Source organism: Tateyamaria omphalii (assembly GCF_014651375.1).
Lineage (GTDB): Bacteria > Pseudomonadota > Alphaproteobacteria > Rhodobacterales > Rhodobacteraceae > Tateyamaria > Tateyamaria omphalii.
On the sequence record NZ_BMWT01000004.1, the window covers coordinates 20263 to 46480 of the forward strand.

The following is a 26218-nucleotide window of genomic DNA, read 5'->3' on the forward strand; positions in this document are numbered from 1 at the left end:
ACCGTGCGGCGCGGATTACTCCTCGTCCGGTGTTTTGGCAAGAGGCTTGTCACGGAAACGCCCGCTGGTCATGAGGCTGCTAACCCGGAACGCGCCTGGTGTGCCAATACGGCTGCGGGTCCGCAGAACTGGCTTGTTTTCCGAATTTCCGGACCGGCTTTCGCGGAACACGATAAACAGGCCCGAAGCAATGATGATCGCGGCACCGATCCCGGTATAGCTGTCCGGCACCTCGTTGAAAAAGAAGAGGCCGTAAATGGTTGCCCACAGGATTTGCGAATACTGCATGGGTGCCACGATTGCGGCCTCTCCGGTCTGGTATGCGGCAATGATGAAACGCCCGGCGACCCAGGCCATGACCGATATCACAGCCAGCATGCCCAAATGCTCAATCGGCATTGGTTTGTAGACAAAGGCCAACGCTGCACCCATCACCAGGAAGTTGCCAACCATTGGATACAACAAAAGGACAACGGTGCGTTCTTCAGCGCCAATCTTGCGCACAACGATGGATGCAAATGCGCCGGAAAACGCTGCGATAATGGCCGCAGCATGGCCGAGCGTCAGGTCGGTGGCACCGGGGCGCAGTACCACCATCACACCGGCAAGGCCAACGATCACCGCCAGCCAGCGGGGCAGGCGGACCTTCTCGCCTAGAATGGGGATGGACAAGACCGTGATGAGCAGGGGGGTGGCGAACAGGATGGCGTAGGTCTGCGTCAAAGGCAGGTTTGAAAAGGCATAAAATGCCGATACGCCGGTGATGACTGCCCCGGCTGTGCGCAAAGCCATCCACCATGGATGTACGGGCACCAGCGTTCCGGGCTTGGCATCGCGCATCAGCATTATCGTTGCCAATGGAAAGCTGAGCAGAACGCTGAAGAAGACGATCTGGATCGGGGAATAGAGCGCTCCCAATGTCTTGATGAACACGTCGTGGGTTGAAAACAGGGCGAAAGCAATCAGCGCTAGTACTGCGCCCTTGGCGTTTGCAGACATGAAAGTTGGCCCCATTCGTAGCACTTGGACGGACCGCGCCTGTTTAACTCGAAGCCATTTGCTGTAAAAGTTGATAGCTCGCGTTGACAACTGTTTCTTTTACCGGTCGCCAGTCAAATCTGTACGTCTTACGGTTACAACCGGCTGACGGGACGTCGCAGATGTGTTTCTGACGCAGTACGGTGTCCGAGTTGCGAATCCAGATGTAAGGTTTGCAAGCATGCGCGGCGTGGCGACCACCCACCTGCATTGCAAAAACGATCTGCCGCAGCCGATGCCCAAAACCTTTTTTCAACGGGTCGTGGCGTTGAACGATTGTGATCCATGATGTTTTTAACTCAGCGTATCCCAACCGCGTTCGCATGCGACAGCTTTGTGCCGTCTGATCGCGGGTCAGTGTGGTGTTTGGCTAAGGTTTGTGCAAGATGCGTGAAGCTACGTCCGGTATGCGCCAGACATTTCCGACGAACCCGAACAATAGGGATTGTCAAGACATACTGAACAGAGGTGTAAAAATGGCAGGTGAACTCAGGCATGGTTCACAGAGAACTGGCTTTAAGGATTTCCAAGAATACCCTGCCGCCTTTTTGTTCAGCAGGATCGTTAAAATTCTGGCCAATAGTATTAAGATATTTTGCATCTTTCATAGCTTTTTGTTTCCGAGGTTCAGATGTGAAATCCCTGCCCGTAGCGCCCCTTTGATTAAATCAAAACGACAGAAGACAATACCGCGTATCGTCTGGCAAACAAACTACACGAACAAGGTGTCTCTTGCAGTTTATATTGCAAATAGGTTCAATAGACTCCTCGCTCCAACATATGAGTTCCGCTTCATGACAAATGACCAGGGCAAGGCATATGTATCTGAAAACTTTGAACCTCACATTGCCGAAACCCTAGAAAATCTACAGATCGGTGCTGCGGTTGCCGACTACTGGAGAATCCTAGTTTTGTTAAGAAATGGTGGTGTGTATTTGGATATCGATGCCAATTTAGTATGGCCGCTTGAGCGCACACTGAGTTCAAAAGCGACCGAACTTCTTTTGATTGATCGCAATGGGTGCGCGACAAATAGTTTTTTGGCAAGTGCGCCAAATAACTCGTTTTTTGCCGCTCTTGAAAACAAGGTCCGTTCGAATATCGTGGAGAACAGCGTTAGTGATGTTTTTGAAATGACCGGGCCGGCTGCAATGTGGCCTGTATTAGAGAAGTTTGATCTCGAATACAGGCCATATAGAACAGTGAGCCATCAGGGCCAATTTACCAACCCGAAACTTCAATACCCAGATAAAGGCCGAGGCAAATGGTGGGAAGAGCAAAAAAACACGGCTATCGTAAAAGACAGATACTGAGTTTATCGGTTTCCCAAAACATCTTTGTTATCACTACTCTGGTGCAATCGATTGCTTTTTGTGCTTTTTGCACTCCCCCGTAGTGTTAGCGACTTGCATCGAGGGCATTCAGAATGGCATCGCCCATCTGGCTGGTGCTAAGCGGGATACCGCCTTCCGGCCCCATCAGGTCGCCTGTTCGGGCGCCGTCTGCCAGCACTTTTTCAATGGCCCCTTCCAGACGTGCAGCTTCGTCACCCTGATCAAAGGAATAGCGCAGTGCCATGGCAAAGCTGAGCATACAGGCAATCGGGTTTGCCTTGCCCTGACCTGCGATGTCGGGGGCTGATCCGTGCACGGGTTCGTACATCGCCTTTGGTCGGCCATTGGCCATGGGGGCACCAAGCGATGCCGACGGCAGCATGCCAAGTGACCCGGTCAGCATCGCGGCACAGTCAGACAGGATGTCACCAAACAGGTTGTCGGTGACAATCACGTCGAACTGTTTGGGTGCGCGGACAAGCTGCATGGCGCCGTTGTCGGCATACATATGGCTCAGCTCGACTTCGGGGTATTCTGCGCCCACACGTGTCACCACTTCACGCCACAGAATGCCGCTTTCCATCACGTTGGCCTTCTCCATCGAGCAGACCTTTTTGTTGCGACGCATGGCAAGTTCAAAGGCCGAGCGTGCTGCGCGTTCGATTTCGCTTTCGGTGTAGCGTTGGGTGTTGATGCCAACGCGCTCGTTGCCTTCTTCGATGATGCCGCGTGGCTCACCAAAATAGACGCCCGAGGTCAGTTCGCGCACGATCATGATGTCAAGACCTGCGACAACATCCTTTTTCAAGGATGAGAAATCGGCCAAAGCGTCAAAGCATTGTGCGGGGCGCAGGTTGGCATAGAGGTCCATCTCTTTGCGCAGGCGCAACAGGCCGCGTTCGGGCTTTACGCTGAAATCCAGATCGTCGTATTTCGGGCCGCCCACGGCACCCAACAGGACGGCGTCAACCTCTTGCGCCTTGGCCATCGTATCGTCGTGCAACGGCGTGCCATGCGCGTCATAGGCGGCACCGCCGACAAGGTCGGTCGACACGTCAAAGCTCAGATCCCGTTTCGCGCCGAACCAGTCGATGACGCGGGTGACCTGGTCCATGACTTCAGGACCGATGCCGTCGCCCGGCAGGATCAAGATCGACGGATTGGACATGGGCGAAACTCCTTTGATTGCTCGGGGTTTCGCCTACTCACCACTGCCCACGGGGTCAAGGGTCAGGTCCGTCCAAACCAACCTGTGCCGGCTGGCTGTGGCAACTGTTTCGGCCATGGGGTCGTCTGGTGCAGGCCACAGCACCCCGCTGTCCACGACACGCCAGTGTGTTGAAGGCAGCACGTAGCTGACACGCAGATTGCCGGGCACCGGATCATCCCAATCGACGGTGTCAGTGCCAAATTGTCCCTGCGGGGACACATCCGTAAGCCGTTGATCTGCAAGAAGGTCACGAATTGCGCCATGCAGACCGCTGCCATCTTCAGGGTCCAGGTTGGCATCCCCGGCAATGATGAATGGCCCTGTCGGGGCCGTGCCGACATTGCCATCCAGTACCTGCTGCCAAAGCCTGATTTCATCGTGATTGCGTTTGCCATTGCGATCTTCGGGGCCGTCAAAGACCGGTGGGCTGGCGTGAAAGGTCATCAGGTGGACTATGCCCGTTGGTGTCTCAATCGGGACGATCCAGTGACCTGTCGTGGACAGGCGTTGCGCGGCCAGTGCCTGCTCTGACGGAAACGGCGCATTGTTCACCTCTGGCAACAGGGCATCAGGCATCTCCACCCAGAGCAGGGTCGACAGATCTTGCACATCGTCTTCCCTGATCGGAAAGCGCGACAGGATTGCCATGCCACCCTGTCCCGAGAACCGGCCATATCCTTGGGCATCGCGTGGGCCACCAAGCCGCCCGTCACCATCCATGTCCAACCCAGTCGGCATGCCAGTGTTCGGGCGCAGGGCGAAATGGTGTGTGTAGCCTGCAGCCTTTGCGAGGCGGCTCAGCGCCTCGCCCGTCAGGTCGTAATCGATGCCCTGAAGGGCCAGAACATCTGCATCTGCGTGTGCCAGAACAGCAAGCACCGCGGCGATTTGGTCATCCTCTCCGCGCGCAAGATCACGCAGGAAAAGACCGGGGCCATCACGTTGCAATTCGGTGTTGTAGGTTGCGAAGCGGAGCGTATCTGCATGCGCCATGACCCCTGCAAATAGGGCCATGGCTGTCAGGGTCAGGCCAGCAGCAAATCCGTATCTGCGTTTTCGTAGGCCCGCTTGCGCTGGTCGCGGATCATTTCCGCGATCCGCTGCATCGCGATGCCACGCATGATCATGCTGGCGGGAAGAAAGGCCCATGCGCTCATCGTCCAGATCAGGGTTTGCGGGTTCTCAAGCGTGATCGGGTTTAGCAGGTCAGCGGCCATCTTGACCACAGCCGGGATCAGGAAAGGCAGCAGGAAGCCAAGGGCGATGTTGATCCGCGCATCGCGGTTCAGACGATACAACACGTCACCGCCCGCCGTCGGGTCGAACAAGGGCAAGTTGACCCACATGTTGAACGACCCATTGCGCGATGGCCAACCCATGACACGAACAAGGAACAGGAACATCGCCATGGCCGTCAGCGAAATAAGATAGGCCAGACCCGCTGCGGTCCGAACGGACTGAACCACGGTTTCGTGCGCATCCGGTGGCAGCATCAAGACCACAAGCCGCACGGGGCTATAGGGGAAGTCGATGCTGTTGCCGATAATTGTGCCGATCGAGGTCAGGGCATTGGTCAGCAATGTCGGGTCCGTTTTGCCCCGGCAGATCAGGCTGAGCAGGAATATGGACGCAAGAAGTGCAGCAAAGCGCAAGCGATTGAACGGGGCCGCGTCGCGGAATTCAACGATGCTTGGGCTTCTCGAATTGTATTCGACGAAGGTCAGGAACGCTGCAAGAAGTGCAACAAGAATAGTAGCTTGCGAGGATTCAGTCGATGCGCCGGGCACAACGAGCGCTGGTGTGGCAATCATCAATGCCACGAAGAAGCCGCGCATAGCGGCACCTGACAATCGTGCTATCACGTCTCTCGATCCCTTCAAACTGGCCAGTCTTGGTACGTTGCCGCGACTTGTTCCAACTTGATCCCACCGGGTCAGGCGGGTGCCTCATTCTCGACACATTCTTGCCTTGATTGACCCGGGCTCTCAAGCCTTATGGTTAATGAAACGCAAACCTTCGGTCATTTTGAGGGTGGGTGTGGTGCCTTTGTGCATCATTTCTGAGGCGGGATTTTGGCACTCTATTGGAAGGCCCCAACATGTTGTGCGTCGGGGTTTCCGGGGGCATAGCGATGGGCAACCGCTATGCCATTTTTTGGTTAATATTGGCTCAGACCCAGGGGCGGGCCTGTGCAGCTTGCGCTTCGAACGTATCGATGCTGCCGGCCTTCTCCATGGTCAGGCCAATATCGTCGAGCCCTTCCAGCAGGCAGTGCTTTTTGAACGCATCCACTTCGAACGAGAAGCTTTCACCGTCGGATGTGGTCACTGTCTGGTTTTCCAGATCGACGGTCATGCGGGCGTTGGCGCCTTTCTCGGCGTCTTTCATCAGCACGTCCACGGCCTCTTGCGGGAGGGCGATGGGCAGAATGCCGTTCTTGAAGCAGTTGTTGTAGAAGATGTCGGCAAAGCTGGTGGAGATTACGCAGCGGATGCCGAAATCCTTGATCGCCCATGGGGCGTGCTCACGCGAGGACCCGCAACCAAAGTTGTCCCCGGCCACCAAAATCTCGGCGTTGCGATATGCATCCTGATTCAGCACGAAATCTGCGATCTCGTTGCCCTGCCGATCAAACCGCATCTCGTCAAAGAGGTTCGCGCCAAGGCCCGAGCGTTTGATCGTTTTGAGGAACTGCTTGGGGATGATCATATCGGTGTCGATATTGACCAGCGGCATGGGGGCCGCGATCCCCGTCAGTGTTTCGAATTTATCCATTGTCGTTAACCTTTCCTAGGAAGGCGGCGGGGTCAAACCCCGCCCTACATCTTGTGTCCTTGACCGGGGAAAGAGGGTGTCACCCCCCGTGCAGCATCCGTGCACCCCCTGTACACCCCCACCGTCATGGTCGGCTAACGGGCTGTTAACCTTTCCGGTGGGAGCGGGCCTCACATCATTTCCCGCACATCGGTCAGCTTGCCGGTGATCGCGGCAGCCGCCGCCATGCCCGGAGATACAAGGTGCGTGCGCCCCTTGTAGCCCTGCCGTCCTTCGAAGTTCCGGTTCGAGGTCGACACGCAGCGTTCACCCTCGGCCAGCTGGTCGGGGTTCATGGCCAGACACATGGAACAGCCCGCAAGGCGCCACTCGAAACCGGCTTCCTTGAAGATGTCGGCGAGCCCTTCCTCTTCTGCTTGCAGACGCACAAGGCCTGACCCCGGCACGACCATGGCGCGCAGACCGTCCTTGATCTTCTTGCCCTTCAAGATTTCGGCAGCGGCGCGCAGGTCTTCGATACGACCATTGGTGCAGGATCCGATAAATACGGTGTCGATCTCGATATCTGACAGCGGGGTGCCCGGTGTCAGGCCCATGTAGTCGAGCGAGCGCTGGGCTGCGCCGACCTTACCACCTTCGAAGTCGTCGGCGGACGGCACATTTGCCGTGATCGGCAGAACATCCTCGGGCGAGGTGCCCCATGTCACAACCGGTGCGATGTCTTCGCCCTTGATCGTGATAACCTTGTCCCAGTGGGCGTCATCATCTGAATAGAGTGTTTTCCACCATTCCATCGCCGCTTCGAATTGCGCGCCCTTGGGGGCGTGGGGACGGCCCTTGACGTATTCGAAGGTTTTCTCGTCCGGCGCGATCAGGCCAGCACGCGCGCCGCCTTCGATCGCCATGTTGCAGACGGTCATACGCCCTTCCATCGACAGATCGCGGATGGCTTCGCCGCAATACTCGATGACATAGCCAGTGCCGCCGGCGGTGCCGGTTTCACCGATCACCGACAGGGTGATGTCCTTGGCCGTCACACCCGGGCGCAGCTTGCCGGTGATCTCGACCTTCATGTTCTTGGACTTCTTCTGGATCAGCGTCTGCGTCGCCAGCACATGTTCCACTTCGGATGTGCCGATGCCGTGGGCCAGCGCGCCAAATGCGCCGTGGGTCGCGGTGTGGCTGTCACCGCAAACGACGGTCATACCGGGCAGGGTCCACCCCTGTTCGGGGCCGACAATGTGCACGATGCCCTGACGCACGTCAGATACGGGGTAGTAGTGGATACCAAAGTCCTTGGCGTTCTTGTCGAGGGCTGCGACCTGAATGGCGCTGTCCTCGGTCATGTTCTTGGGATCTTCGCGACCGGGCGTCGTCGGTACGTTGTGATCCGGCACGGCGATGGTCTTGTCCGGGGCGCGAACGGGGCGGTTTGCCATGCGCAGCCCTTCGAAGGCTTGGGGGCTGGTCACTTCGTGCACGAGGTGGCGGTCGATATAGAGCAGGCAGGTGCCGTCCTCGGCCTCGTGGGCGACGTGGGCATCCCAGATTTTGTCATAGAGTGTCTTGGGGGACATGGTTGGTCCTCTCCCTTGGATTGGCTGTATTCGAGATGGATGAGGGATGGGCAGCCTTATAGGCGCGCCAGCACCGTGTGCGTCGCCCCGAAAAAGCGTTCGCGCAGACGTGCGCGGTCATCCATGTCAAAGAGGCGGGTCATATTTGCCAGATAACGGGATTCCATGTGCCGATCAAGCAAGGTGCGATTGATCGTGTGCTTCTGCCATTGCATGCTGCCAGTGACGGAGGGCGGGCATGACCACGCATACGGACGGCAGCGGCAATGATATCGCCGATGCGCTGAATTCAGCGGCCGAGGCAGCTGTGTCGGGACAGTCCACGGATGGGCAGACCCTAACCGAGATTATTTGGTCCCTTGCCCTGACATTGCTGGGACATGTCGAGAGTTTCGCCATGTCGCTGCTGCGCCCGTGGGTGGCGTATCAGTTGGGGATGGCGTTGGCCGTCTTTGTGTTGGCCCACTTGTTGCGTCGCTGGCTGGGACCACCCATTCGCAACTGGATGGGCACGCGCGAAGGTTGGCCCAAGTGGCGGATGCGAGTGCTGGTCGTTGTGCATCAGCGTTTGCGCGCGATGTTCTTTGTCGTCCTCATGTGGATGCTGGTCTGGATCATGCGCGAGGCGACGTGGCCGTCACGGTCCTATGTCCTGGGCCTGACCGCGACCCTCGCCACCGCGTGGCTATTGGTGGCCTTTGCGACCCGCCTGATCCGCTCCATCTTCTTGCGCCGCATGGTGCGGTATGGCGCATGGATTTATGTCACTCTGTACGTCCTTGGTATCGTGGACGAGACGTCAGAGGTTCTGGACGCTGCCGCGTTCTCAATAGGCGACATGCGCTTTTCAGCCTTGCTGGTGGTGCAGGGCATTGTCGTTGTCGGGTGCCTATTTGCCTTGGCGCGGTTCATTACCGTCACAACCTCGAACCGGGTTCAGGCGAACGAGGATATCTCGCCCTCGATGCGGGTGCTGATCGTCAAGGTCGTGCAGATCGTCTTCTATGCAATCGCCTTTTATGCCGGGGTGCGGGCGCTGGGCATTGATCTGACGGGGCTTGCCGTGCTGTCAGGTGCCATCGGTGTGGGACTGGGCTTTGGTCTCCAAAAGGTGGTGTCGAACCTTGTGTCCGGGGTCATCATCCTACTCGACAAGTCCATCAAGCCGGGCGACGTGATCAGCCTTGGCGACACGTTTGGGTGGATACAGACGCTGGGGGCTCGATACGCCTCGGTCGTGACCCGCGATGGTCGTGAATATCTTATCCCGAACGAGGATCTGATCACGGGGCAGGTGGTCAACTGGTCACACTCGAACGATTTTGTGCGCTTGGATATTTATTTCGGCACGTCTTATGGCTGTGATCCGCACCAAGTGCGCAAACTCGCGATTGAGGCAGCGAAGGGGGTAGAGCGCGTTTTGTCTTCGCGCCCGCCTGTCTGTCACATCGTGGGATTTGGCGACAGTTCCGTTGACTATATCCTGCGTTTCTGGATCACCGATCCCACCGGTGGGCTGACCAATATCCGCGGCAATGTGTATCTGGCGCTGTGGGATATTTTCAAAGAAAACAACATTTCCATCCCGTTCCCGCAGCGCGAGGTGCGGTTGCTGGGGCAGGGCAGTGACGAGGGCGAAGGTTTATGATTCAGCTTGGGGAAGGGGCGTGGCAGATTCCGGTGATGCCGCGGCAGTCGCTCAATTGCTATTTGCTAGGCGACGTCTTGGTGGATGCCGGTGTGAAACGGTCCGCGCCGAAACTGTTACGCGCACTGCGCGGCAAGGCCGTTTCGGGCCATGCCTTGACCCATGTGCATGCAGATCATCAGGGTTCTACGGCCGAGTTGTGCCGGGCTTTGAACCTGTCTTTGATGTGCCATCCGGCAGAGCGGGAGGCAGCGGAAACAGGATATGTTGTTGGATCGCTGTCGAATCCGGCCTCCTTTATGGCGCGGATTCAGCAACGTTTTATGGCGGGAGCAGGTTATTCTGTGGCGCGCACTCTTATCGAAGGCGACCGGGTTGGTGGGTTCGAGGTGATTGAAACGCCTGGGCATACCAAGGGACATATCTCGTTCTGGCGTGCGTCAGATGGGGTGCTGATTGCGGGCGATGCGGCAATGGGGATGAACCTTTTCACCACTGCGCCGCGCCTCGGGCTGCCCATGGGTATCGCGACCTGGAACATGGATGCCGCGCGGGCCTCGATCCGCAAGCTGGCAGCACTGAGGCCCAAGCGGGTTGCATTCGGGCATGGGCCTGCAGTCAGTGGTGATGCGTTTGCGGAGTTTGCCGTGCAATTGAACTAGAAGTGCGCGCGGCCCAATAAGTCTGTTTGGGCCGCGGCGGATTTGTTCCTGCACTTTCAGGGCGTGTGAGACACACTTGCTTCCAACAAATCACCTGGCTGACAGTCCAACGCTTCGCAAAGTTTGGCCAGGGTTTCGAAGCGGATGCCTTTTACCTTACCGGATTTGAGCAGACTCAGGTTCTGTTCAGTGATGCCGATTTGGGCGGCAAGGTCGCGACCTTTGACTTTGCGCATAGCCATCATCACGTCCAATCGAACAATGATATTGGTCATACGAATGCCTCGTTCTCAGCCATCAGCCGCGCCGCTTCGGACTGGATATACCCAAACAAGGTGAGCAGGCAGGCAGCCAGCACCAGAAACATTCCCGTACCATCTATCGTGATTGACAACGTGCGCTCCCCTGTTGGGTTGTCCCAAGTCAATGCCAGGATAATCACTGTGTGGCTGATGATCTCGACTATCGCGAGCGCAAGCAGGCCCTGGCCGATGCGGATCACTCGTCGGGCCGTATCACTGTGAAAGGTGTCGCCGTTTGCGCAGGCGGAAAGCCATCCGCGCACGCACCACAACACCCAGAGCAACAGGGCATAGGATGCGATTTCGATTGTGCGCCACAGTGTGATCGCCCAAGCGCTAGGCGTTTCAGGGAAGTGCTTGGTGTCATATTCCTCGCGCAGATCAGTGACGGACAAACCCCCATCTGCGATGGCAACTACGGCCGCGATGACTAGCAACCCAAGCAAGCCAATCGTCGCCCACTCAAATTGCCGGGCGCGTCGGGTAATCAGGGTGTCTTGCATTTGTATTTCCCATGTGGTTTCTAAAAATTACTGTAAAACAATAAATAATGATTCGAAAGGGTGAATTTTATGAAGGATGTGTTGTTAGCGGCATCGATTTGCCTCGGAGCCTGCTCCTCGATCGTGCCAAGTACGATTCTTCAGATGAAAGGGCTGGACCCGTTGTCGGCCGATCCGGCAGAGATTGCGTTGAAAGTTGATCTGCCGGTCGAAGTTGCCTTGTTGCCGGGATCAGGCACGCTGGATCTGCGTGCCGCGCGCAGCGACGGCGCCGAGGTCTCGGGCCGTTTCCCGGTCGAAATGATTGGGGACATGTTACAGGTTGCTCCTGTGGCTCATACGGAGTTGCGGGCGCTTCAGGCAGAGATCAGGGGGTGGAAGACCAAGGACCCCGATGGGACAAAGGGCAGTCTGAGTGTGGACTTTGAGCCTTGCCGACTTGGCGCCGCCCTGCCTGAAACGGGCAATGTGTCCATTTACATTCGGCTTGCCGCAGACGGCCCCTTTTTGCCCCTTGTGAAGGACGCGCCTATCGACAATGCGCTGGAAAGTGTTGCACAGGGCCCTCTGAAACCCTGTGCTTGAACGCGTTTCATTGAAATGTCATGCATGCGTTGTTACGATCTAGGTATCCCAGCGCCGGGGATGTGTCGGCGCGCTGACAAAGGAGGACAATGTCCTGTCATTCTCTGCTGACGCGGTTCAGACCGCTGATGGAGCCGCGGCTGTGATGGCCGCCCCCAAAACGCAAGCCACAAGCGATGGTATTCTTGAGGCTGTGCTGTCTTCCCTCAACGATGACAAAGCCGAAGATGTTGTGCAGATCGATCTGCGCGGCAAGACTGCCATGGGTGATTACATGGTGATCTGTTCGGGCCGGTCGTCGCGCCAGGTGGCAGCGATCTCGGAAAAGCTTGTGGAACGCCTGAAAGCAAAGTTCGGCATCTCGACCCGTGTTGAGGGCAAGGACACCGGTGACTGGGTTCTGATCGATACGGGCGACGTGATTGTTCACGTGTTCCGGCCCGAGGTGCGCGAGTTCTATCAGCTGGAGAAGATGTGGCAGCCCGGCGCTGCCGCGACCAACTGATTCCGCGCGCTGATGCGTGTGCATATCTGTGCGGTGGGCCGCCTGCGGGGCGGTCCCGAGAGCGATTTGGTCAAAGACTATGTGACCCGCTTTGACCGCACGGGCCGGGCGCTTGGCCTTGGCCCCCTGACCTTTACCGAAGTGGACGACCGCAAGGGCGGTGGCATGGCGGCGGAAGCTGATCTGTTGCGCCGTGCGTTGCCCAGGGGTGCCGTGCTGTGTTGCATGGATGAGCGGGGCAAGGTCGAGACCTCACCCGCTTTTGCCAAGCGGCTGAGCGGGTGGCGGGACAATGGGCGCGGCGACGTGGCCTTTGTCATTGGCGGGGCGGATGGGATTGATCCGGGCCTGCGGGCCGAGGCGGATCACCTGCTGTCTTTCGGGGCGATGGTCTGGCCGCATATGCTGGTGCGCGTGATGTTGACTGAACAGTTGTATCGGGCGGCGTCGATCCTGGCAGGATCGCCTTATCATCGGGTGTGATCCAACGGCCGCGCGTTGCGCGACGCGATTCATTTTTTCTGACGAGGGGCTCTGCCCCTCGAGCTCCCCGAGGTATTTCCAGCCAGAAGAAGGGCTTAGTCTGTTGGAAGTGTGACGATTGTCGTGCCTTCGTTCCAACCTGCGGGTAGGTCGCGGGCTTGGACTTGCACTTCTGAGGTGCCTGCCGCGATGGTGACGCCGCTGAGGCTGCGGGTGAAGGGTTGTTCATCGACATGGGGGTGGTGCAGCACCCGCATCCCCAGTTCGTTGCCGTCCATATCAAGCACCCGCCAGCCATCGGCGTAGTGCTCCCATCCGGTGTCGGGGTGACTGATGGTGACGGAAAAGCGGTAGGTGGCCGTGCCTGTTTTAGTGATGACGACATTTTCGATCACCGGTTCTTCGGCGAAGGCGGGGGCTGCGATCAGCAGCAGGGGGATCAGGTGTTTCATGGTTGCAAGCTATGATCTGGTTGTGTCGTTGTCATGTCACGTGTCCGTGCCCAGCAGGATCGTGCGCGAGTTCGAGGCGAATTCTCGGCGCCAGATGACGGCGAGGGTAAAGGCCGTTGCCACGATCAGTGTGATTGGGCCTGCCAGCCATGCCACGCAGGCCAGTGCGAAGTAGACGGACCGCAGGCCGCGGTTGAATGAGCGCGCAGCCGTGACATTGATCTCGGCCGCCTGGGTTGCGCGAGGGCTGCATACCGGGTCGGTGATGTCATTGGGCACTGCGGCCATGACCACGGCGGCATAGCCGAACAACCGGTTGGCCCAGACAAATTTCAGGAAGGCGTTGGTCAGGAACAGGGCGACCGTCAGCATCTTGGCCTCCCATACAAAGGCGGGGCTGTCCATCAGGACCAGTTCGTTTGCGATCCCCGTCAGTCGTTCGGCATTGCCGATCAGTGCCAATGTGCCGCCGATGGCAATGACCGAGGTCGAGGCAAAGAACGCCGTGCCCTGGCGAAGGCTGGCCACGATCTGCGCGTCAAAGATTCGTGGCTCGCGCGTGATCATCTGCTGCATCCATTCGCGCCGGAACCCGGCCATGATCTGCGAGGTCGAGGGGTGCCGCGCATGAGGGTGTTCGATCCGCCAGCCGATCACCAGCCAGCCCAGCACCAAAAGGCCGAGGGCCGCGAAATCGAGCGGTGTAAAAAGGGCGATGCGGTCAAGCCATGTCATGGCTGCGGTCTTACACCGCAGCGATTCAGATTGCATCCCAGTGAAATTGGTCATATTATTTTACCAATATGTGGAGGATACCCCATGGAAATGCCTGTTCCCGATTCTGCAGTCTTGGCGCGCAAAGCGCGGGTGGTGGCGCGTTTGCGGGATGTGTTGCCCTCTGATGCGGTCATTGATGATCCGACGGAAACGCGGGCCTATGAATGTGATGCCCTGACGGCCTATCGCTGTCCGCCCATGGTTGCTGTACTGCCCTCGACAACATCAGAAGTGTCTGATGTGCTGCGCATTTGCCATGATGAGGGTGTGCCTGTTGTGCCCCGTGGGTCGGGCACATCTTTGGCTGGGGGGGCTTTGCCTACCGCCGATTGCGTGATCCTGGGCGTCGCCCGCATGAGTGATGTGCTGGAAACGGACTATGACAACCGCATCATCCGAGTGCAGACAGGCCGGACCAATCTGAGCGTGACCGGTGCCGTCGAGGCGGATGGGTTCTTTTATGCACCTGATCCGTCTAGCCAGTTGGCCTGTGCCATTGCTGGAAACATCGCAATGAATTCCGGTGGCGCGCATTGCCTGAAATACGGTGTGACGACCAACAACCTGATGGGGGTGACCCTAGTGCAGATGGATGGCACGGTGGTCGAGATAGGTGGCGCACACTTGGATGCAGGTGGCTTGGACCTGTTGGGCGTGATTTGCGGGTCTGAGGGACAGTTGGGTGTTGTGACCGAGGCGACGTTGCGCATCCTACACAAGCCAGAAGGCGCGCGCCCTGTTTTGATGGGGTTTGACAGTGCCGAGGTGGCGGGGGCCTGTGTCGCTGACATCATCAAGGCCGGTGTTCTGCCTGTCGCCATCGAGTTCATGGACAAGATGCTGATCGAGGTCTGCGAAGACTTTGCGAAGGCTGACTATCCGATGTGCGGCGCGTTGCTGATTGTCGAGGTTGAAGGATCGGATGCTGAGATCGATGCGCAGCTTGCCCTGATCACGGACATTGCCAAGCGGCACAATCCGGTTGCCTTGCGCGAGAGCGCATCCGCCGATGAAAGCGCGCGCATCTGGGCTGGGCGCAAGGCCGCGTTTTCGGCCATCGGGCGTATCAGTGACTACATGTGCTTGGATGGCACGATCCCCGTGTCAGAACTGCCTTACGTCCTGCGGCGCATTGGCGAGATGTCAGAGAAATACGGCTTGCCGGTGGGCAACGTGTTCCATGCAGGTGACGGGAATATGCATCCGCTCATTTGTTATGACGCGAACAAACCCGGCGATCTGGAGCTGTGTGAGGAGTTCGGGGCCGAGGTTTTGAAACTGTGTGTCGAGGTTGGTGGGTGTCTGACCGGTGAGCACGGTGTCGGGATCGAAAAGCGGGATCTGATGACCCACCAATACGCCCCCGCCGATCTGGAAGCGCAGATGGCGGTGAAAGACGTGTTCGATGCTACGTGGCTGTTAAACCCTGCCAAGGTATTTCCACTGGCGGTGTCCGAGCCGCGGCGTGGTGCAGCACTCGCAGCGGAATAGGGGGCCAGCCCCCTCGGCCTGACGGCCTCACCCCCGAAGTTTATTGGGCAAGATGAAGATGAGCAAAATGAAGACCGAAGATGAGGTGGCCGCCGCCGTTTCCGCGGCCAGTGGGCCATTGGCTGTGCGTGGTGGTGGAACGCGGTCGGTGGGTCGTCCTGTTGTCAGTGAGGTTCTGGATGTGTCTGGCTTGTCCGGGGTGACCTTGTATGAGCCGGGAGCGTTGACCCTTGTGGCGCAGGCCGGAACGCCAGTGGCCGAGATAGAGAAGACGCTTGCGGCTGAGAACCAGCGCTTGGCCTTTGAACCCTATGATCTGACTGGGCTACTGGGCACGTCGGGGGCATCAACAATTGGCGGAGTAGTTGCCACCAACGCCAGCGGCCCGCGTCGTATCATGGCGGGTGCGGCGCGCGATTTTGCGCTAGGGGTACGGTTCGTTGACGGGGCTGGACAGATCATCAAGAACGGTGGCCGCGTGATGAAGAATGTCACCGGCTATGACCTTGTCAAACTGATGTGCGGATCGTGGGGCACGCTGGGTGTGTTGACCGAAGTGAGCCTGAAAGTGCTGCCAGGGGTCGAAGCGGTGACAACACTTGTGATTGACGGTTTGGAACCGGCCCATGCGGTGGATGCGATGAGTCGCGCGCTTGCGTCGCCCTTCGAGGTGTCGGGTGCCGCGTGGATCGATGGTCAGGTCTGGTTACGTCTGGAAGGCTTCGAGAGCTCGGTCGCGTATCGTGCTGGAGAGTTGAAGAACCTTTTGTCCGCCTTCGGTGATATCAACGAGACAGACGCGGACTGGCGCACAGTGCGCGACGCTATTCCACTGTACGGGGCAGAGGCGGTCTGGCGCATCTCGGTCAAACCCAGTGATGGTCCGGCGGTGATCGGCGCCCTGCCCAGCGGGTGCGATGCCATGATGGATTGGGGCGGTGGTTTGATCTGGGCCGGAGTGTCCGATGGCGACATTGCTGCAACCCATGCAGACGTGCAGGCGACTGTGGCTGGATTGGGTGGTCACGCGACGCTGATCAAAGGCCCGGAAGCTGTGCGCACAGTTGTGCCGGTCTTCCAGCCGGAGGCACCCGGCGTCGCCGCTCTGTCTGCCTCCTTGCGTCAGCGGTTCGATCCTAGGGGTATCCTCAATCCGGGGCTGATGGCTGCGTGATGCTTATCCTTTTGTTTATCATGGCTTTTGTGATTGGTCCGGCCCTGTTCTTTGCTTTGGACGCTGTGGTTGGCAGGCACTGGCCGCTTGCGCTGGTCGCGGCGGTCCTCGTTCTGGCGAGCTTCGTGTTGCACAGCGAGGCCAGCCTTGCCTTTTCGACCGACGTCACCCGCAGTTTTCTGAGCGTGTTGTTCATCTGGCTGGCCTGGGTGCTTGTCATGGTTCTGGCCGCGCGTGCCGTGCGCCAGGTCCTTCCATCCCTTCGAGCGCGGCGCTTTGTCCGTGTGGCAGGTGCCATGGGCACCACCGTCCCGTGGTTCGGCTTTGCCGCGGCACAAATGATCGCGAGATAGCATGCAAACAACATTCACCCCGGAACAGTTGACCGATCCGCAAATCGAACGGTCGAACGAGATCTTGCGCAATTGTGTGCATTGCGGTTTTTGCACGGCCACGTGTCCCACCTACCAGGTGCTTGGAGATGAGCTCGACAGCCCGCGCGGACGCATCTACCTGATCAAAGACATGCTCGAAAATGATCGGGACCCGGACGAGAAGGTCGTCAAGCATATTGACCGCTGCCTGTCCTGTCTGGCCTGCATGACAACCTGCCCCTCGGGTGTGCACTACATGCACTTGGTTGACCATGCACGCGAGTATATCGAGAACCGCTACAAACGCCCCTTTACCGACCGGGCGCTGCGCTGGATTTTGGCGCGTATCTTGCCGTATCCGATGCGGTTCCGTGTGGCGCTGCTGGGGGCCAAGATTGGCCGCCCTTTTGCGCGCCTGATGCCGGACGCGCGCCTGCGCGCCATGCTGGAAATGGCCCCGGATTACATTCCACCCGTCAGCCGAAACGACGATCCACAAAGCTTTGCGCCGGTGGTTGAGAAAAAGATGCGCGTCGCGCTGATGACTGGCTGCGCGCAGAAGGCGCTGAACACCGATATCAACGATGCCACGATCCGCCTGTTGACCCGCTTGGGATGCGAGGTTGTTGTGGTCGAGGGGGCTGGATGTTGCGGTGCGCTGACCCACCACATGGGTAAGGCAGGCGAAAGCCATGCCACGGCGGCCAAGAACATCCGCGCCTGGGTGACCGAGATGGACGGCAAAGGCCTTGATGCCATTGTCATCAACACGTCGGGCTGTGGGACTACGGTCAAGGATTACGGGCACATGTTCCGCAATGACCCACTGTCCAAGGACGCGGCGCGGGTTGCGGACATCGCCATGGACGTGAGCGAGGTGCTTATGAAGCTGGATCTGCCCGTAGGGCAGGCGCAGGATATGACGGTTGCCTATCACGCGGCCTGTTCCTTACAGCACGGCCAGCAGATCAAGACGTTTCCGAAAGATCTGTTGAAGCGTGCCGGGTACAATGTGGTCGAACCGGCAGACAGCCATTTGTGCTGCGGATCGGCAGGCACATACAATCTGATGCAGCCGGAGATTTCCAAGCAGTTGAAAGAGCGCAAAGTGCGTACCTTGGAGGCCAAGAACCCCGATATCATCGCTGCGGGGAACATTGGCTGCATGATGCAGATCGGGTCGGCTGCCGGCGTACCCGTTGTGCATACAGTCGAGTTGCTGGATTGGGCGTCCGGAGGGCCACGCCCCCCTGCTTTGGATCGGCATCCAAACAATGTTCCAATTTTGCGCTAAATTGCATCTTTGCCCTAATTTTGCCCCCATTCACGCCTAGACCGAACCCACCCCCATGGGATCGGAGAGTTATGAGTATGCGCCGATGGATGGCCCTTTCATTTGCGGCTTTGGTTTTGGCATCGACGGCTCTGGCACAGGATGCGCAACTGCGCCGACTTGAGTCGGGCGCGGATGCCGCTGGCTGGGAAGCGGTCGGGCGCCTCAATGTCGGCGGCACCGGCTTTTGCACAGGTGCGCTGATCGCGCCGAACCTGGTGTTGACTGCAGGGCATTGCCTTTTTGACAAGACCACGGGTGAGCGCATTGATCACACGCGGGTCGAATTTCTGGCTGGATGGCGCAACGGGCGTGCGTCCGCCTACCGCAATGTGCGCCGGGCTGTCGTACATCCCGACTATACATATGTCGGGCACGTAAGCTCGCAAGCTGTGCGCTATGACTTGGCCCTGCTGGAGCTTGATCATCCCATTCGGGATGGCAAGATCATCCCGTTTGAAACGGCGGCCCAGCCCCGGCGCGGCGCTGAAGTCGGTGTTGTGAGCTACGGCACCGGGCGGTCTGAAGCACCATCGCTGCAAGAGCTGTGCCGCGTGTTGGCGCAACAGGACGGGCTTCTAGTGACATCTTGCTCTGTTGATTTCGGCAGTTCTGGCGCGCCCATCTTTGTCATTGATGAAGGCCGCGCGCAGATCGTATCTGTGGTATCAGCCAAGGCAGAGGTCGAGGGTGAAGCGGTATCGCTTGGCACATCGCTTGGGACGCCTTTGGCCCTCTTGCAAGCCGAGTTGGTGGCGCAACGCGATGATGTCAGTCCACGTATCTTGGGTGGAATGCGCCGCGAGACCGGGGCGAAATTCGTCAAGCCATGAGGGGGTTGGCACTGATATTGGCGCTGTTGTGGGCGCCAATGGCTGTGGCGCAGACCACGCAGCTGCGCACGCTTGACACCGACTATGCCGCCGCAAGCTGGAAAGCCGTGGGACGCATCGACTTCGGCGGACACGCCTTCTGTTCTGGTACGCTGATTGCACGTGACCTTGTGCTGACCGCAGCGCATTGCCTGTATCAACCGGGCACGGACAAGCTATGGCCGACGGACAGCATCCGTTTCAGTGCCGGGTTTCGCGACGGGCAGGCCGTCGCCACGCGTCGTGCCTCAGACGCAGCGGCCCATGAACGGTTCGAACCGGTCGGTGCGCTGACGGCGCAGAACGCCAGCTATGACGTTGGCCTGATCAAGCTTTCTGAACCCATTTCAACATTCGAAGTGCCCCCGTTCTACGTCCACGACGGGCGCATCGCACCGGGCCCCGTCAGTGTTGTCAGCTATGGACGCGGGCGCGAAAACGCTCAGTCCCGGCAAAAGGAATGCCAGATGCTGGACCAGGCCGGTGATGCGATGGTGTTCGATTGCGATGTGACCTTCGGATCCTCTGGTGCGCCGGTCTTCACCCACCTGAACGGGCGTGGACAGATCATGTCTGTCATTTCCGGCATGGTGCAAGTGCAGGGCAAGAAACGTGCCATCGGCATGGCCCTTCCGGACCGCGTGACAGAACTGAAGCGCCAGATGCGGATGCAGGTCGCTCAACCGGTTGCAAAAGTGCGGCGCATCACCGTCGGTGGCGGTAACCGAGGCAATACGGGTGCAAAGTTCGTTCGGCCCTAGGGGCTTGAACGGTCAAAAATCTTCACCACATTGATCTTGTCGGATGCCCAGCCGGGGTCCGACCATAGCAACCTTGCGGGTCTGTCCAAAGGATGGAAGGCCCGCAGTTAATCGCTCTGAATGAGGATGACATGCGTACATACGACTTTGCACCGCTTTACCGTGCAACCGTTGGCTTTGACCAAATCGCCGACCTGATGGACCGGGTCCTGGCGACGGACAGCAACGCCAACAACAGCTACCCCCCCTACAATATCGAAAAGACCGATGAGGATGCCTACCGCATCTCGATCGCCGTTGCGGGCTTTTCCGACGCCGATCTTGGTGTCGAGGTCAAGGAAAAGAGCCTAATCGTTTCGGCCCGCAAGGCGGATGAACAGGACAAGACCTACCTCCACCGCGGCATCGCGACCCGCGCGTTCGAACGCCGCTTCCATCTGGCCGACCACGTGGTCGTGACCGGTGCTTCCCATGAAAACGGGATGCTACATATCGACCTGGTGAAAGAGGTGCCCGAAGCCCTCAAACCCCGCCGAATCGAGATTGCCAGCCAGAAGGCGATTGAAACCGATGTGGTTGACGCCAAGGCAGTGAACTAAGGCCTGAACGTCCGATCTTCTCTTCCCTGTCGGACGACCCCGGGGTGCTTGCGCGCCTCGGGGTTTTTCATGTGATCAGGTGTCGTGATCTGGGTGCTGATGCGACACGACGGACGCGTTCCATTCAGCATCCTTCGCCTGCTGATCGGCCGGTTTGACAGGCAGTGCGCCCAATTCCGAAAAACACCGGCGCTGGAACTGCGCGTTCACTTGCACCGTCGGCGCAGCAAGGTTCGGATTGTCCAATGCACCCACCGCAATCTCGACATGCCCGTCGAATTCGTAAGTCAGCGGTGTGCCGCAGTCTTTGCAGAACCCACGCCAGTTCGTGTCCGAGCTATGGAAAATGGCCCGTTCGCCGCGCGTCCATGTGATGTCTTCCACATGGACAAGCGTGGCAAAGAGATTGCCAAAGGCCTTCTGACACATCCGGCAATGGCAGATGCTGGCCGTGCCCAAACGGTCAATCTCAAAGCGGACAGCGCCGCATTGGCATCCTCCGGTGATCCTGTCTGCCATGGCCTGCCTCTCTGTGATGCGAGACACCATGATACGGCACCCGGCACGGTGATCAACGTTTGACCTGTGTTCTTAGGGCGAAGAAAACGCGCGCAACTGATCCATCGCAAAGCGCCATATTTCAACGTCTGATGTGATGGCAGGGAAAGGAAGGGAACATGCCTGCGCACACCAAAACCGAACTTGCCGAAATCACGGCAAAGGAATTCTCGAAGTTGGACAAGCTGATCGCGACCGTACCTCCGACAGTTGCGCTGCAAAAGGATGCGGACGACACCTCGATCAAGGACGTCATCGCCCACCGCGCCCATTGGATCGGCCTGTTTCTTGGGTGGTATTGGGATGGGCAGGCGGGCAAGACCGTTCACTTTCCGGCCGAGGGGTACAAATGGAATGAGCTCAAGCGCTACAACGCGGACCTCAGGAAACGGCAAGCGCATTTGGATTGGCCGCAAGCCGTTGCCCGACTGAAAGAGAAGCATGATGCGCTAACAACGTTCATCAACGACCATTCGAATGACGAATTGTATGGTGGCCCGATGAAGGGGGCGCGGAATGATTGGCGCGCTGGGCGATGGGCCGAAGCGTCAGGGCCAAGCCACTACAGATCAGCGGCAAAGTGCATCCGGGCCGCGCTCAGAGCACAGGGTTGAACCTTATGCCACCGCTGACGCGTCATGCCGGTCCGCAGCGAGCGCCAAGCCATCGGCCACGGCCGTAAACACCTCGGAAAACGAATGCCGCGCGTCGGGAAAACGTTCGCGCATCGTATCCGTGACCATCGACATCAGGCTGGACCCGCCGACATAGATCACCTGATCAATTTGACCCGCCTCTGTCCTCGCCATGTTTAACGTCTCGGCAACGCCAAGGCGCAAGGCTGCGGCATGGGGATCAAGAATGCAGCGCAATGAGGCAACAGGCAGCGCAGCAGTCAGACCGGATGTCACCTGATCCAACGCAATCACGGCATCATAGCGCCCTGAATTGGCGTCGATCTTACCCTGTTCCACGGCAAAGGCGACATCGTGGCCCAGCTCGTGCTCCAGCACGGTGCCTAACCGCCCCATCTTGTCACGCTCTTCTGCCAACTGCACCATGTCGCTGACCATGCGGCGTGTTTTGGCAGTGTAGAGGAACGGAATTTTCTCCCATGTCGCCAAATCGTTGAAGATGCCCTTGGGCGCGGGCAATGTCCCCGGCCCCATGGCATTGCGGATCAGGGTACCCGCACCAAACAGCGGCATGACACGGTCGATACTGATGGACCGGTCAAAATCAGTGCCGCCAATCCGCACCCCGTGGTTGGCGAGGATCGTGACACCATCATTACCCGTGCGAAAAATCGAAAAGTCTGAGGTTCCGCCGCCAATATCCACGATCAAACCTGTCGCCCCGGGATGGTCCAGCGCTCCCGAGGCAATCGCCGCCGCCTCCGGCTCGGGCAAGAACGACACGTCCTTGAACCCCGCCGCCAGATAGCAGGCGCGCAAATCCGCTTCGGCCTGCGCCTCACGTGGATCGCCCGCGCCATGAAACACAACGGGGCGACCGGATAGGGCGTGGTCAAAGACGTGTCCGGCCTCTGCCTCTGCCCGTTTTTTCACTTCGGCCAGAAAGCGTGCGATGATGTCGACAAAGGTCATCCGCTCGTTCAGAAGCTGGCGCTTTTCATGCATGATCGAGGTGCCCAACACCCGCTTCAGCGCTCGCATGAACCGCCCCTCGATCCCGTCGAGCAAAGCGTCATTCGCCGGATGACCCATCAGCATATTTCGCGCGTCATAGTCAAAGAAGACGGTGGTCGGCAGTGTCGTCTGCCCCGGCGCCATGGTCACAAGATGCGGCTTGCCGTCCCGCACATAGCCCGCCGCCGAATTGGAGGTGCCGAAATCAATGCCCAGCGTGTGTGCCATACCGTCCCCCTGACCATGCGGAAAGGCGCGGGGTGTATGCGCAAAGAAAAAGGGCGTCAAGCGGATGCCCGACGCCCTTTTCTGTCATGTGCTTTGGATCAGTTCACCGACCCGATGGAAAAGAACATCGTCTCGCCCGAATGATCATCGACCCCGTCATTGTCGGTCGAAATCCACGCCGTACCGTCAGGGGTGATCGCCAGCCCCTCGACCTTGTCCAGCACATAGCCACCGGTCGAAGTGAGGTCAGGGATCAGATCGCGCACCTCTTCCTTGCTGACCACGGGCAGATCACTGCCCAAGGGCGCTGGCTGCATCTCGGCCAGCGGCACGCGGTAGACCTTCTTGGTCACGGCGTCCATCCCGTGCTGATTGTCGCGCTCGACGATATAGACATAGTCGCCATGGGCCACGATCTCGGACAGGCCCACCCAACCCTTGGCGGGGTCGGCTTTAGGATAATGCACCGCGCCCCATTCCTCGGTCTCGATGTTATAGGCCACCAGCTTCACGTGGTTCGCAGGGTCATCCTTCCACTCGCGCTGCACGGCCATCCATAGGGTGTCACCGACCTTGGTGATCCCCTCAAAGCCAAAGCGTTTTTCGACCGCCATCAACTCAGGCGGCAGGCCGATTTCCTCGTCGATATTGCCGTCAGCCTCGACCTTGTAGATCGCATGCGGAATGACCCGATCCGTGCGCCCCTCGGACGCGATCCAGAACGCGTCACCATCCAGCGTGATGCCTTCCATGTCTAACTTCTGTGCCGGGTGGCCTGCGCGGGTGACATCAATCGCCTCGATGATCCGGGCAGGGGTCTGGGATGGGTCGATCTTGAAGATGCGCGGCTGGAAGCCGTAGAAGCTGTCGGACACGGCATAGATCATGCCCGCCTCATCCGCGACCATGCCGGACAGGGCACCCCAGCCGGTCAACTCCTCCATCCCTTCGGATGTCAGATGCGGATAAACCGCGGGACCTTCGGCAAATTCGTACAGCATGACATGCGCGCGGGCGCCGCCATCTTCGATCAGGTCCTTTTCGTTGGCGGACACCAGCAGGTTACGCTCGGGGACGGTCACATACCCTTCTGGCCCAACACCCGAGGGCAGCAACTGTTTCAGGACAGGTGCCTCAAGTTCGGTCACGTCATAGACGCCGACAACAGAGCCGCGTTCGGATCCGACAAACACAAACGGCGTGCCGTCAAATGCGGCGAAGGTCACGCTTTCGGGCTCAATCCCTTTGCTGTCCGACCGCTTGTCCGGGTAGTGGCCGATCTGGACCAACGCGTGCTCAAAGCTGACACCGCTTTCGTAGACGACGCGACCGTCCTTGCGGAAGATCGTCCAGCCCCGCGAACCGCCCTGGTAATCACCTTCATTGGCGGTCGCGAAATGCTCGTCATCGATCCACGTCACAGCATCGGGTTCGCGCAGGCGGCCCATCTGGCTTTCGGTAAAGATCAGCGCGCCACGTTCATCGGTGGCATCAATGCCCTCAAGGTCCACGGCCCCGGCCGAGAAATGGCTTACAATGGACCCGTCGCGGGCCACCACAACCATGTGGTTGTTCTCCTGCAGCGTCACCACGGTTTCACCCAGGGCGTTGATGGACACATATTCCGGCTCGGGGTCCGTCGGGGCCACGTCCGCCAGCCCGGTCAGGTCAGCGGTGATGATGCTGTCACAGTCCAGCGTGCCATCCACAATGTCGATCATCTGCAACGACCCGGCGGGCAGTTGCGGGATCACGCCGTCATTCAGGTCTTCGTCGCGCTCGTTTTCGATGGCGACAGAGACAAAGGAGCCATCGGGGGCCTTGGCCACACTGTCCGGCTGTCCCGCCAGATCGCAGGATGTGATGACAGACCTGGCGGCGACATCGATTGCCAGCATCTTGCCCGACGGGTTGGTGAAACTCTCGGACGTGTTGATGCCCACAAAGGCTGTCGATCCGATGATGGCAACACTTGTTGGTTCACCATCCAAGGCGATGTTGCCCAGCGGGGCAGGGGACGCCGGATCGGTGATGTCCACCAGTCCCAGGGCTTCAAGCGGGCTGTCGGTGTAAACCAGCGTCATACCATCGGCGGTCACGTCGATGATCTCGGGCGAGGTCTCGCGGGATGTGTCCTCGCCCTCGGCCATGTTGGTCACGACGGGGAAGGAAGCGATACGGTTGAAATTCTTGGTCGCATGGCCGTCGGCAACAGCGGCACCTGCAATCAGGGCCAGTGCCGAAGTCATGCATGTTAAGGGTTTGGTCATCAGACACTCCATCAGGATCAAATCCCGCACGACGTGGCGCGTTTGCTTGACGCCGACGTAACAGTGGCGTGTCAGTTTTGTAAAATCAGACCGGCGGAGTATGGCCATCCAGCACGGTGCGGAACCAGCCGGTATCGATATTGCCGCCGCACAGGATGACACCCACGCGCTTGCCCGCCATCTGCGCGCGTTCCTGCATCAGCCCGGCCAGGGGTGCCGCGCCGGCACCCTCGGCTACGTTATGGGTGGCGGTGAAATACAGACGAATGGCCTCCGCCACCTCGTCGTCACTCACGGCAATGATACGCTCAGCGCCTTTGGAATAGACGTCAAACGCCTCCGGCACTGGCACCCGCACGGCCATACCATCGGCAAAGGTGTTGGCTGAGTTTGTCTCGACCAACCGCCCCGCCTCGACCGACAGCTTCGCGGTCTGCGCCTGATCCGATACGACGCCGACCACCTTGGTTTTCAGCCCCAAAGCATCACGCGCCATGATGGTCCCACAAATGCCGGACCCACAGCCGATGGGGACATAGACGGTGTCCAAATCAGGTTGCGCACTGAACAATTCATAAGCATAGGTCGCGACCCCACGCACCAGCTCGGGGTGATAGGGTGGGACTATGAACAGCCCCTCTTCTTCGGCCACGCGGTAGGCTTCCTCGCGCGCGGTGTCGAAGTCATCGCCGAACTCGATCAGTTCGGCCCCAAAGGCGCGCATCGCCGCGTTCTTTTCAACCGAATTGCCCCGCGGGACATAGACCTTTGCCGTCAGCCCCGCGCCCTTCGCGGCCCATGCCTGCCCTTGTCCGTGATTGCCGCGCGTCGCGGTGCAAATGCCCGGCACTTCGGGGTGTGTCCGGGTTAACCAATCCATGAAGGTCAGCGCACCGCGCACCTTGAAGGCGCCAGTGGGTGTATGGTTTTCGTGCTTCACCCACACGTCGGCCCCCGTGGCAGCACTCAGCAACGGCCAATGGTGCTGCGGCGTCGCGGCCATGCGGGCGTGAACGAAATCGGCGGCGGTCTCAAGATCAGAACGGGTCAGCATGGGC

General features: G+C 58.9%; 29 protein-coding genes. 14 read left to right on the forward strand and 15 right to left on the reverse strand.

Features of this window, described 5'->3' with window-relative positions:
• Window positions 1-15: 15 nt before the first annotated feature.
• Window positions 16-999 (reverse strand): DMT family transporter, encoded by a 984-nt coding sequence (locus IE087_RS14120; protein WP_189370015.1) that lies wholly within the window; start codon window positions 997-999, stop codon window positions 16-18.
• A gap of 515 nt (window positions 1000-1514) precedes the next feature.
• Here IE087_RS14120 and IE087_RS14125 point away from each other — a divergent pair.
• Entirely contained in the window at window positions 1515-2351 is an 837-nt protein-coding gene (locus IE087_RS14125) for a glycosyltransferase family 32 protein (RefSeq protein WP_189370016.1), read from the forward strand.
• A gap of 85 nt (window positions 2352-2436) precedes the next feature.
• On the opposite strand, the gene leuB is transcribed toward IE087_RS14125, so the two are convergent.
• The 6 genes from leuB to IE087_RS14155 form a co-directional block, all read right to left on the reverse strand.
• Window positions 2437-3540: a 3-isopropylmalate dehydrogenase gene (leuB, locus tag IE087_RS14130; protein ID WP_189370017.1), complete on the reverse strand. Its 1104-nt coding sequence runs from the start codon at window positions 3538-3540 to the stop codon at window positions 2437-2439.
• A gap of 33 nt (window positions 3541-3573) precedes the next feature.
• The gene (locus IE087_RS14135) at window positions 3574-4596 is read right to left on the reverse strand and encodes an endonuclease/exonuclease/phosphatase family protein (RefSeq protein WP_189370018.1); all 1023 of its coding nucleotides are present in this window, start codon (window positions 4594-4596) and stop codon (window positions 3574-3576) included.
• Between the two features lie 11 nt (window positions 4597-4607).
• Entirely contained in the window at window positions 4608-5444 is an 837-nt protein-coding gene (locus tag IE087_RS14140; protein WP_189370019.1) for a hypothetical protein, read from the reverse strand.
• A 307-nt stretch (window positions 5445-5751) separates the two neighbouring features.
• Complete coding sequence (leuD, locus tag IE087_RS14145) at window positions 5752-6357, reverse strand: 3-isopropylmalate dehydratase small subunit (protein ID WP_189370020.1); 606 nt, start codon at window positions 6355-6357, stop codon at window positions 5752-5754.
• 170 nt (window positions 6358-6527) lie between these two features.
• On the reverse strand, window positions 6528-7934 hold the full coding sequence (gene leuC / locus IE087_RS14150) for a 3-isopropylmalate dehydratase large subunit (RefSeq protein WP_189370021.1): 1407 nt from the start codon (window positions 7932-7934) through the stop codon (window positions 6528-6530).
• Window positions 7935-7990: 56 nt separating this feature from the next.
• Entirely contained in the window at window positions 7991-8101 is a 111-nt protein-coding gene (locus tag IE087_RS14155) for an isopropylmalate isomerase (protein WP_189370022.1), read from the reverse strand.
• A 71-nt stretch (window positions 8102-8172) separates the two neighbouring features.
• On the opposite strand from IE087_RS14155, the gene IE087_RS14160 reads away from it, so the two are divergent.
• Together IE087_RS14160 and IE087_RS14165 are read left to right on the forward strand one after the other, a co-directional pair.
• Window positions 8173-9582 (forward strand): mechanosensitive ion channel domain-containing protein, encoded by a 1410-nt coding sequence (locus tag IE087_RS14160; protein WP_189370023.1) that lies wholly within the window; start codon window positions 8173-8175, stop codon window positions 9580-9582.
• Window positions 9579-10244: an MBL fold metallo-hydrolase gene (locus IE087_RS14165; RefSeq protein ID WP_189370024.1), complete on the forward strand. Its 666-nt coding sequence runs from the start codon at window positions 9579-9581 to the stop codon at window positions 10242-10244. Before IE087_RS14160 ends, IE087_RS14165 begins: the two co-directional genes overlap by 4 nt.
• Window positions 10245-10300: 56 nt before the next feature.
• On the opposite strand, the gene IE087_RS14170 is transcribed toward IE087_RS14165, so the two are convergent.
• Together IE087_RS14170 and IE087_RS14175 are read right to left on the reverse strand one after the other, a co-directional pair.
• Entirely contained in the window at window positions 10301-10519 is a 219-nt protein-coding gene (locus IE087_RS14170; RefSeq protein WP_189370025.1) for a helix-turn-helix domain-containing protein, read from the reverse strand.
• Window positions 10516-11049, reverse strand: a complete 534-nt coding sequence (locus IE087_RS14175; protein ID WP_189370026.1) for a hypothetical protein — start codon at window positions 11047-11049, stop codon at window positions 10516-10518. Before IE087_RS14175 ends, IE087_RS14170 begins: the two co-directional genes overlap by 4 nt.
• A gap of 123 nt (window positions 11050-11172) precedes the next feature.
• On the opposite strand from IE087_RS14175, the gene IE087_RS14180 reads away from it, so the two are divergent.
• The 3 genes from IE087_RS14180 (at window position 11173) to rlmH (ending at window position 12622) form a co-directional block, all read left to right on the forward strand.
• Window positions 11173-11634 carry a hypothetical protein gene (locus IE087_RS14180; protein ID WP_189370027.1) on the forward strand — a complete coding sequence of 154 codons (462 nt, stop codon included), beginning with the start codon at window positions 11173-11175 and terminating at the stop codon, window positions 11632-11634.
• A 73-nt stretch (window positions 11635-11707) separates the two neighbouring features.
• Window positions 11708-12139, forward strand: a complete 432-nt coding sequence (gene rsfS / locus IE087_RS14185; protein ID WP_373296519.1) for a ribosome silencing factor — start codon at window positions 11708-11710, stop codon at window positions 12137-12139.
• 12 nt (window positions 12140-12151) lie between these two features.
• Window positions 12152-12622 carry a 23S rRNA (pseudouridine(1915)-N(3))-methyltransferase RlmH gene (gene rlmH, locus IE087_RS14190; RefSeq protein WP_189370029.1) on the forward strand — a complete coding sequence of 157 codons (471 nt, stop codon included), beginning with the start codon at window positions 12152-12154 and terminating at the stop codon, window positions 12620-12622.
• A gap of 95 nt (window positions 12623-12717) precedes the next feature.
• Here the strand turns inward: rlmH and IE087_RS14195 are convergent, their stop codons facing one another.
• Both IE087_RS14195 and IE087_RS14200 read right to left on the reverse strand, forming a co-directional pair.
• Window positions 12718-13074: a hypothetical protein gene (locus IE087_RS14195; protein WP_189370030.1), complete on the reverse strand. Its 357-nt coding sequence runs from the start codon at window positions 13072-13074 to the stop codon at window positions 12718-12720.
• A 36-nt stretch (window positions 13075-13110) separates the two neighbouring features.
• Window positions 13111-13809 carry a DUF599 domain-containing protein gene (locus IE087_RS14200; RefSeq protein WP_189370031.1) on the reverse strand — a complete coding sequence of 233 codons (699 nt, stop codon included), beginning with the start codon at window positions 13807-13809 and terminating at the stop codon, window positions 13111-13113.
• An 84-nt stretch (window positions 13810-13893) separates the two neighbouring features.
• Between IE087_RS14200 and IE087_RS14205 the strand changes: the two genes are divergently transcribed.
• The 7 genes from IE087_RS14205 to IE087_RS14235 all read left to right on the forward strand — a co-directional run bounded on the left by IE087_RS14205 (window position 13894) and on the right by IE087_RS14235 (window position 20455).
• Window positions 13894-15342 (forward strand): FAD-linked oxidase C-terminal domain-containing protein, encoded by a 1449-nt coding sequence (locus IE087_RS14205; protein WP_189370032.1) that lies wholly within the window; start codon window positions 13894-13896, stop codon window positions 15340-15342.
• 58 nt (window positions 15343-15400) lie between these two features.
• Window positions 15401-16516, forward strand: coding sequence for a glycolate oxidase subunit GlcE (gene glcE / locus IE087_RS14210; protein ID WP_189370033.1), 1116 nt, complete (start codon window positions 15401-15403; stop codon window positions 16514-16516).
• Window positions 16516-16869, forward strand: coding sequence for a hypothetical protein (locus IE087_RS14215; protein ID WP_229801392.1), 354 nt, complete (start codon window positions 16516-16518; stop codon window positions 16867-16869). Before glcE ends, IE087_RS14215 begins: the two co-directional genes overlap by 1 nt.
• A gap of 1 nt (window position 16870) precedes the next feature.
• Window positions 16871-18184 (forward strand): glycolate oxidase subunit GlcF, encoded by a 1314-nt coding sequence (gene glcF, locus IE087_RS14220; RefSeq protein ID WP_189370035.1) that lies wholly within the window; start codon window positions 16871-16873, stop codon window positions 18182-18184.
• A gap of 89 nt (window positions 18185-18273) precedes the next feature.
• Complete coding sequence (locus IE087_RS14225) at window positions 18274-19056, forward strand: trypsin-like serine peptidase (RefSeq protein ID WP_229801393.1); 783 nt, start codon at window positions 18274-18276, stop codon at window positions 19054-19056.
• Window positions 19053-19856: a trypsin-like serine peptidase gene (locus IE087_RS14230; protein ID WP_189370037.1), complete on the forward strand. Its 804-nt coding sequence runs from the start codon at window positions 19053-19055 to the stop codon at window positions 19854-19856. Before IE087_RS14225 ends, IE087_RS14230 begins: the two co-directional genes overlap by 4 nt.
• A gap of 131 nt (window positions 19857-19987) precedes the next feature.
• Window positions 19988-20455, forward strand: coding sequence for an Hsp20 family protein (locus IE087_RS14235; protein ID WP_189370038.1), 468 nt, complete (start codon window positions 19988-19990; stop codon window positions 20453-20455).
• A gap of 75 nt (window positions 20456-20530) precedes the next feature.
• On the opposite strand, the gene IE087_RS14240 is transcribed toward IE087_RS14235, so the two are convergent.
• The gene (locus tag IE087_RS14240) at window positions 20531-20974 is read right to left on the reverse strand and encodes a GFA family protein (protein WP_189370039.1); all 444 of its coding nucleotides are present in this window, start codon (window positions 20972-20974) and stop codon (window positions 20531-20533) included.
• A gap of 158 nt (window positions 20975-21132) precedes the next feature.
• Here IE087_RS14240 and IE087_RS14245 point away from each other — a divergent pair, with 158 nt between their 5' ends.
• On the forward strand, window positions 21133-21627 hold the full coding sequence (locus tag IE087_RS14245; RefSeq protein WP_189370040.1) for a ClbS/DfsB family four-helix bundle protein: 495 nt from the start codon (window positions 21133-21135) through the stop codon (window positions 21625-21627).
• A 3-nt stretch (window positions 21628-21630) separates the two neighbouring features.
• Here the strand turns inward: IE087_RS14245 and IE087_RS14250 are convergent, their stop codons facing one another.
• From IE087_RS14250 to IE087_RS14260, 3 genes are all read right to left on the reverse strand, one after another.
• On the reverse strand, window positions 21631-22890 hold the full coding sequence (locus IE087_RS14250; protein WP_189370041.1) for an Hsp70 family protein: 1260 nt from the start codon (window positions 22888-22890) through the stop codon (window positions 21631-21633).
• 98 nt (window positions 22891-22988) lie between these two features.
• A complete protein-coding gene (locus tag IE087_RS14255) occupies window positions 22989-25160 on the reverse strand; it encodes an esterase-like activity of phytase family protein (protein WP_189370042.1) in 2172 nt (723 codons plus the stop codon).
• Window positions 25161-25245: 85 nt separating this feature from the next.
• The gene (locus IE087_RS14260; protein WP_189370043.1) at window positions 25246-26214 is read right to left on the reverse strand and encodes a threonine dehydratase; all 969 of its coding nucleotides are present in this window, start codon (window positions 26212-26214) and stop codon (window positions 25246-25248) included.
• Window positions 26215-26218 lie beyond the last annotated feature (4 nt).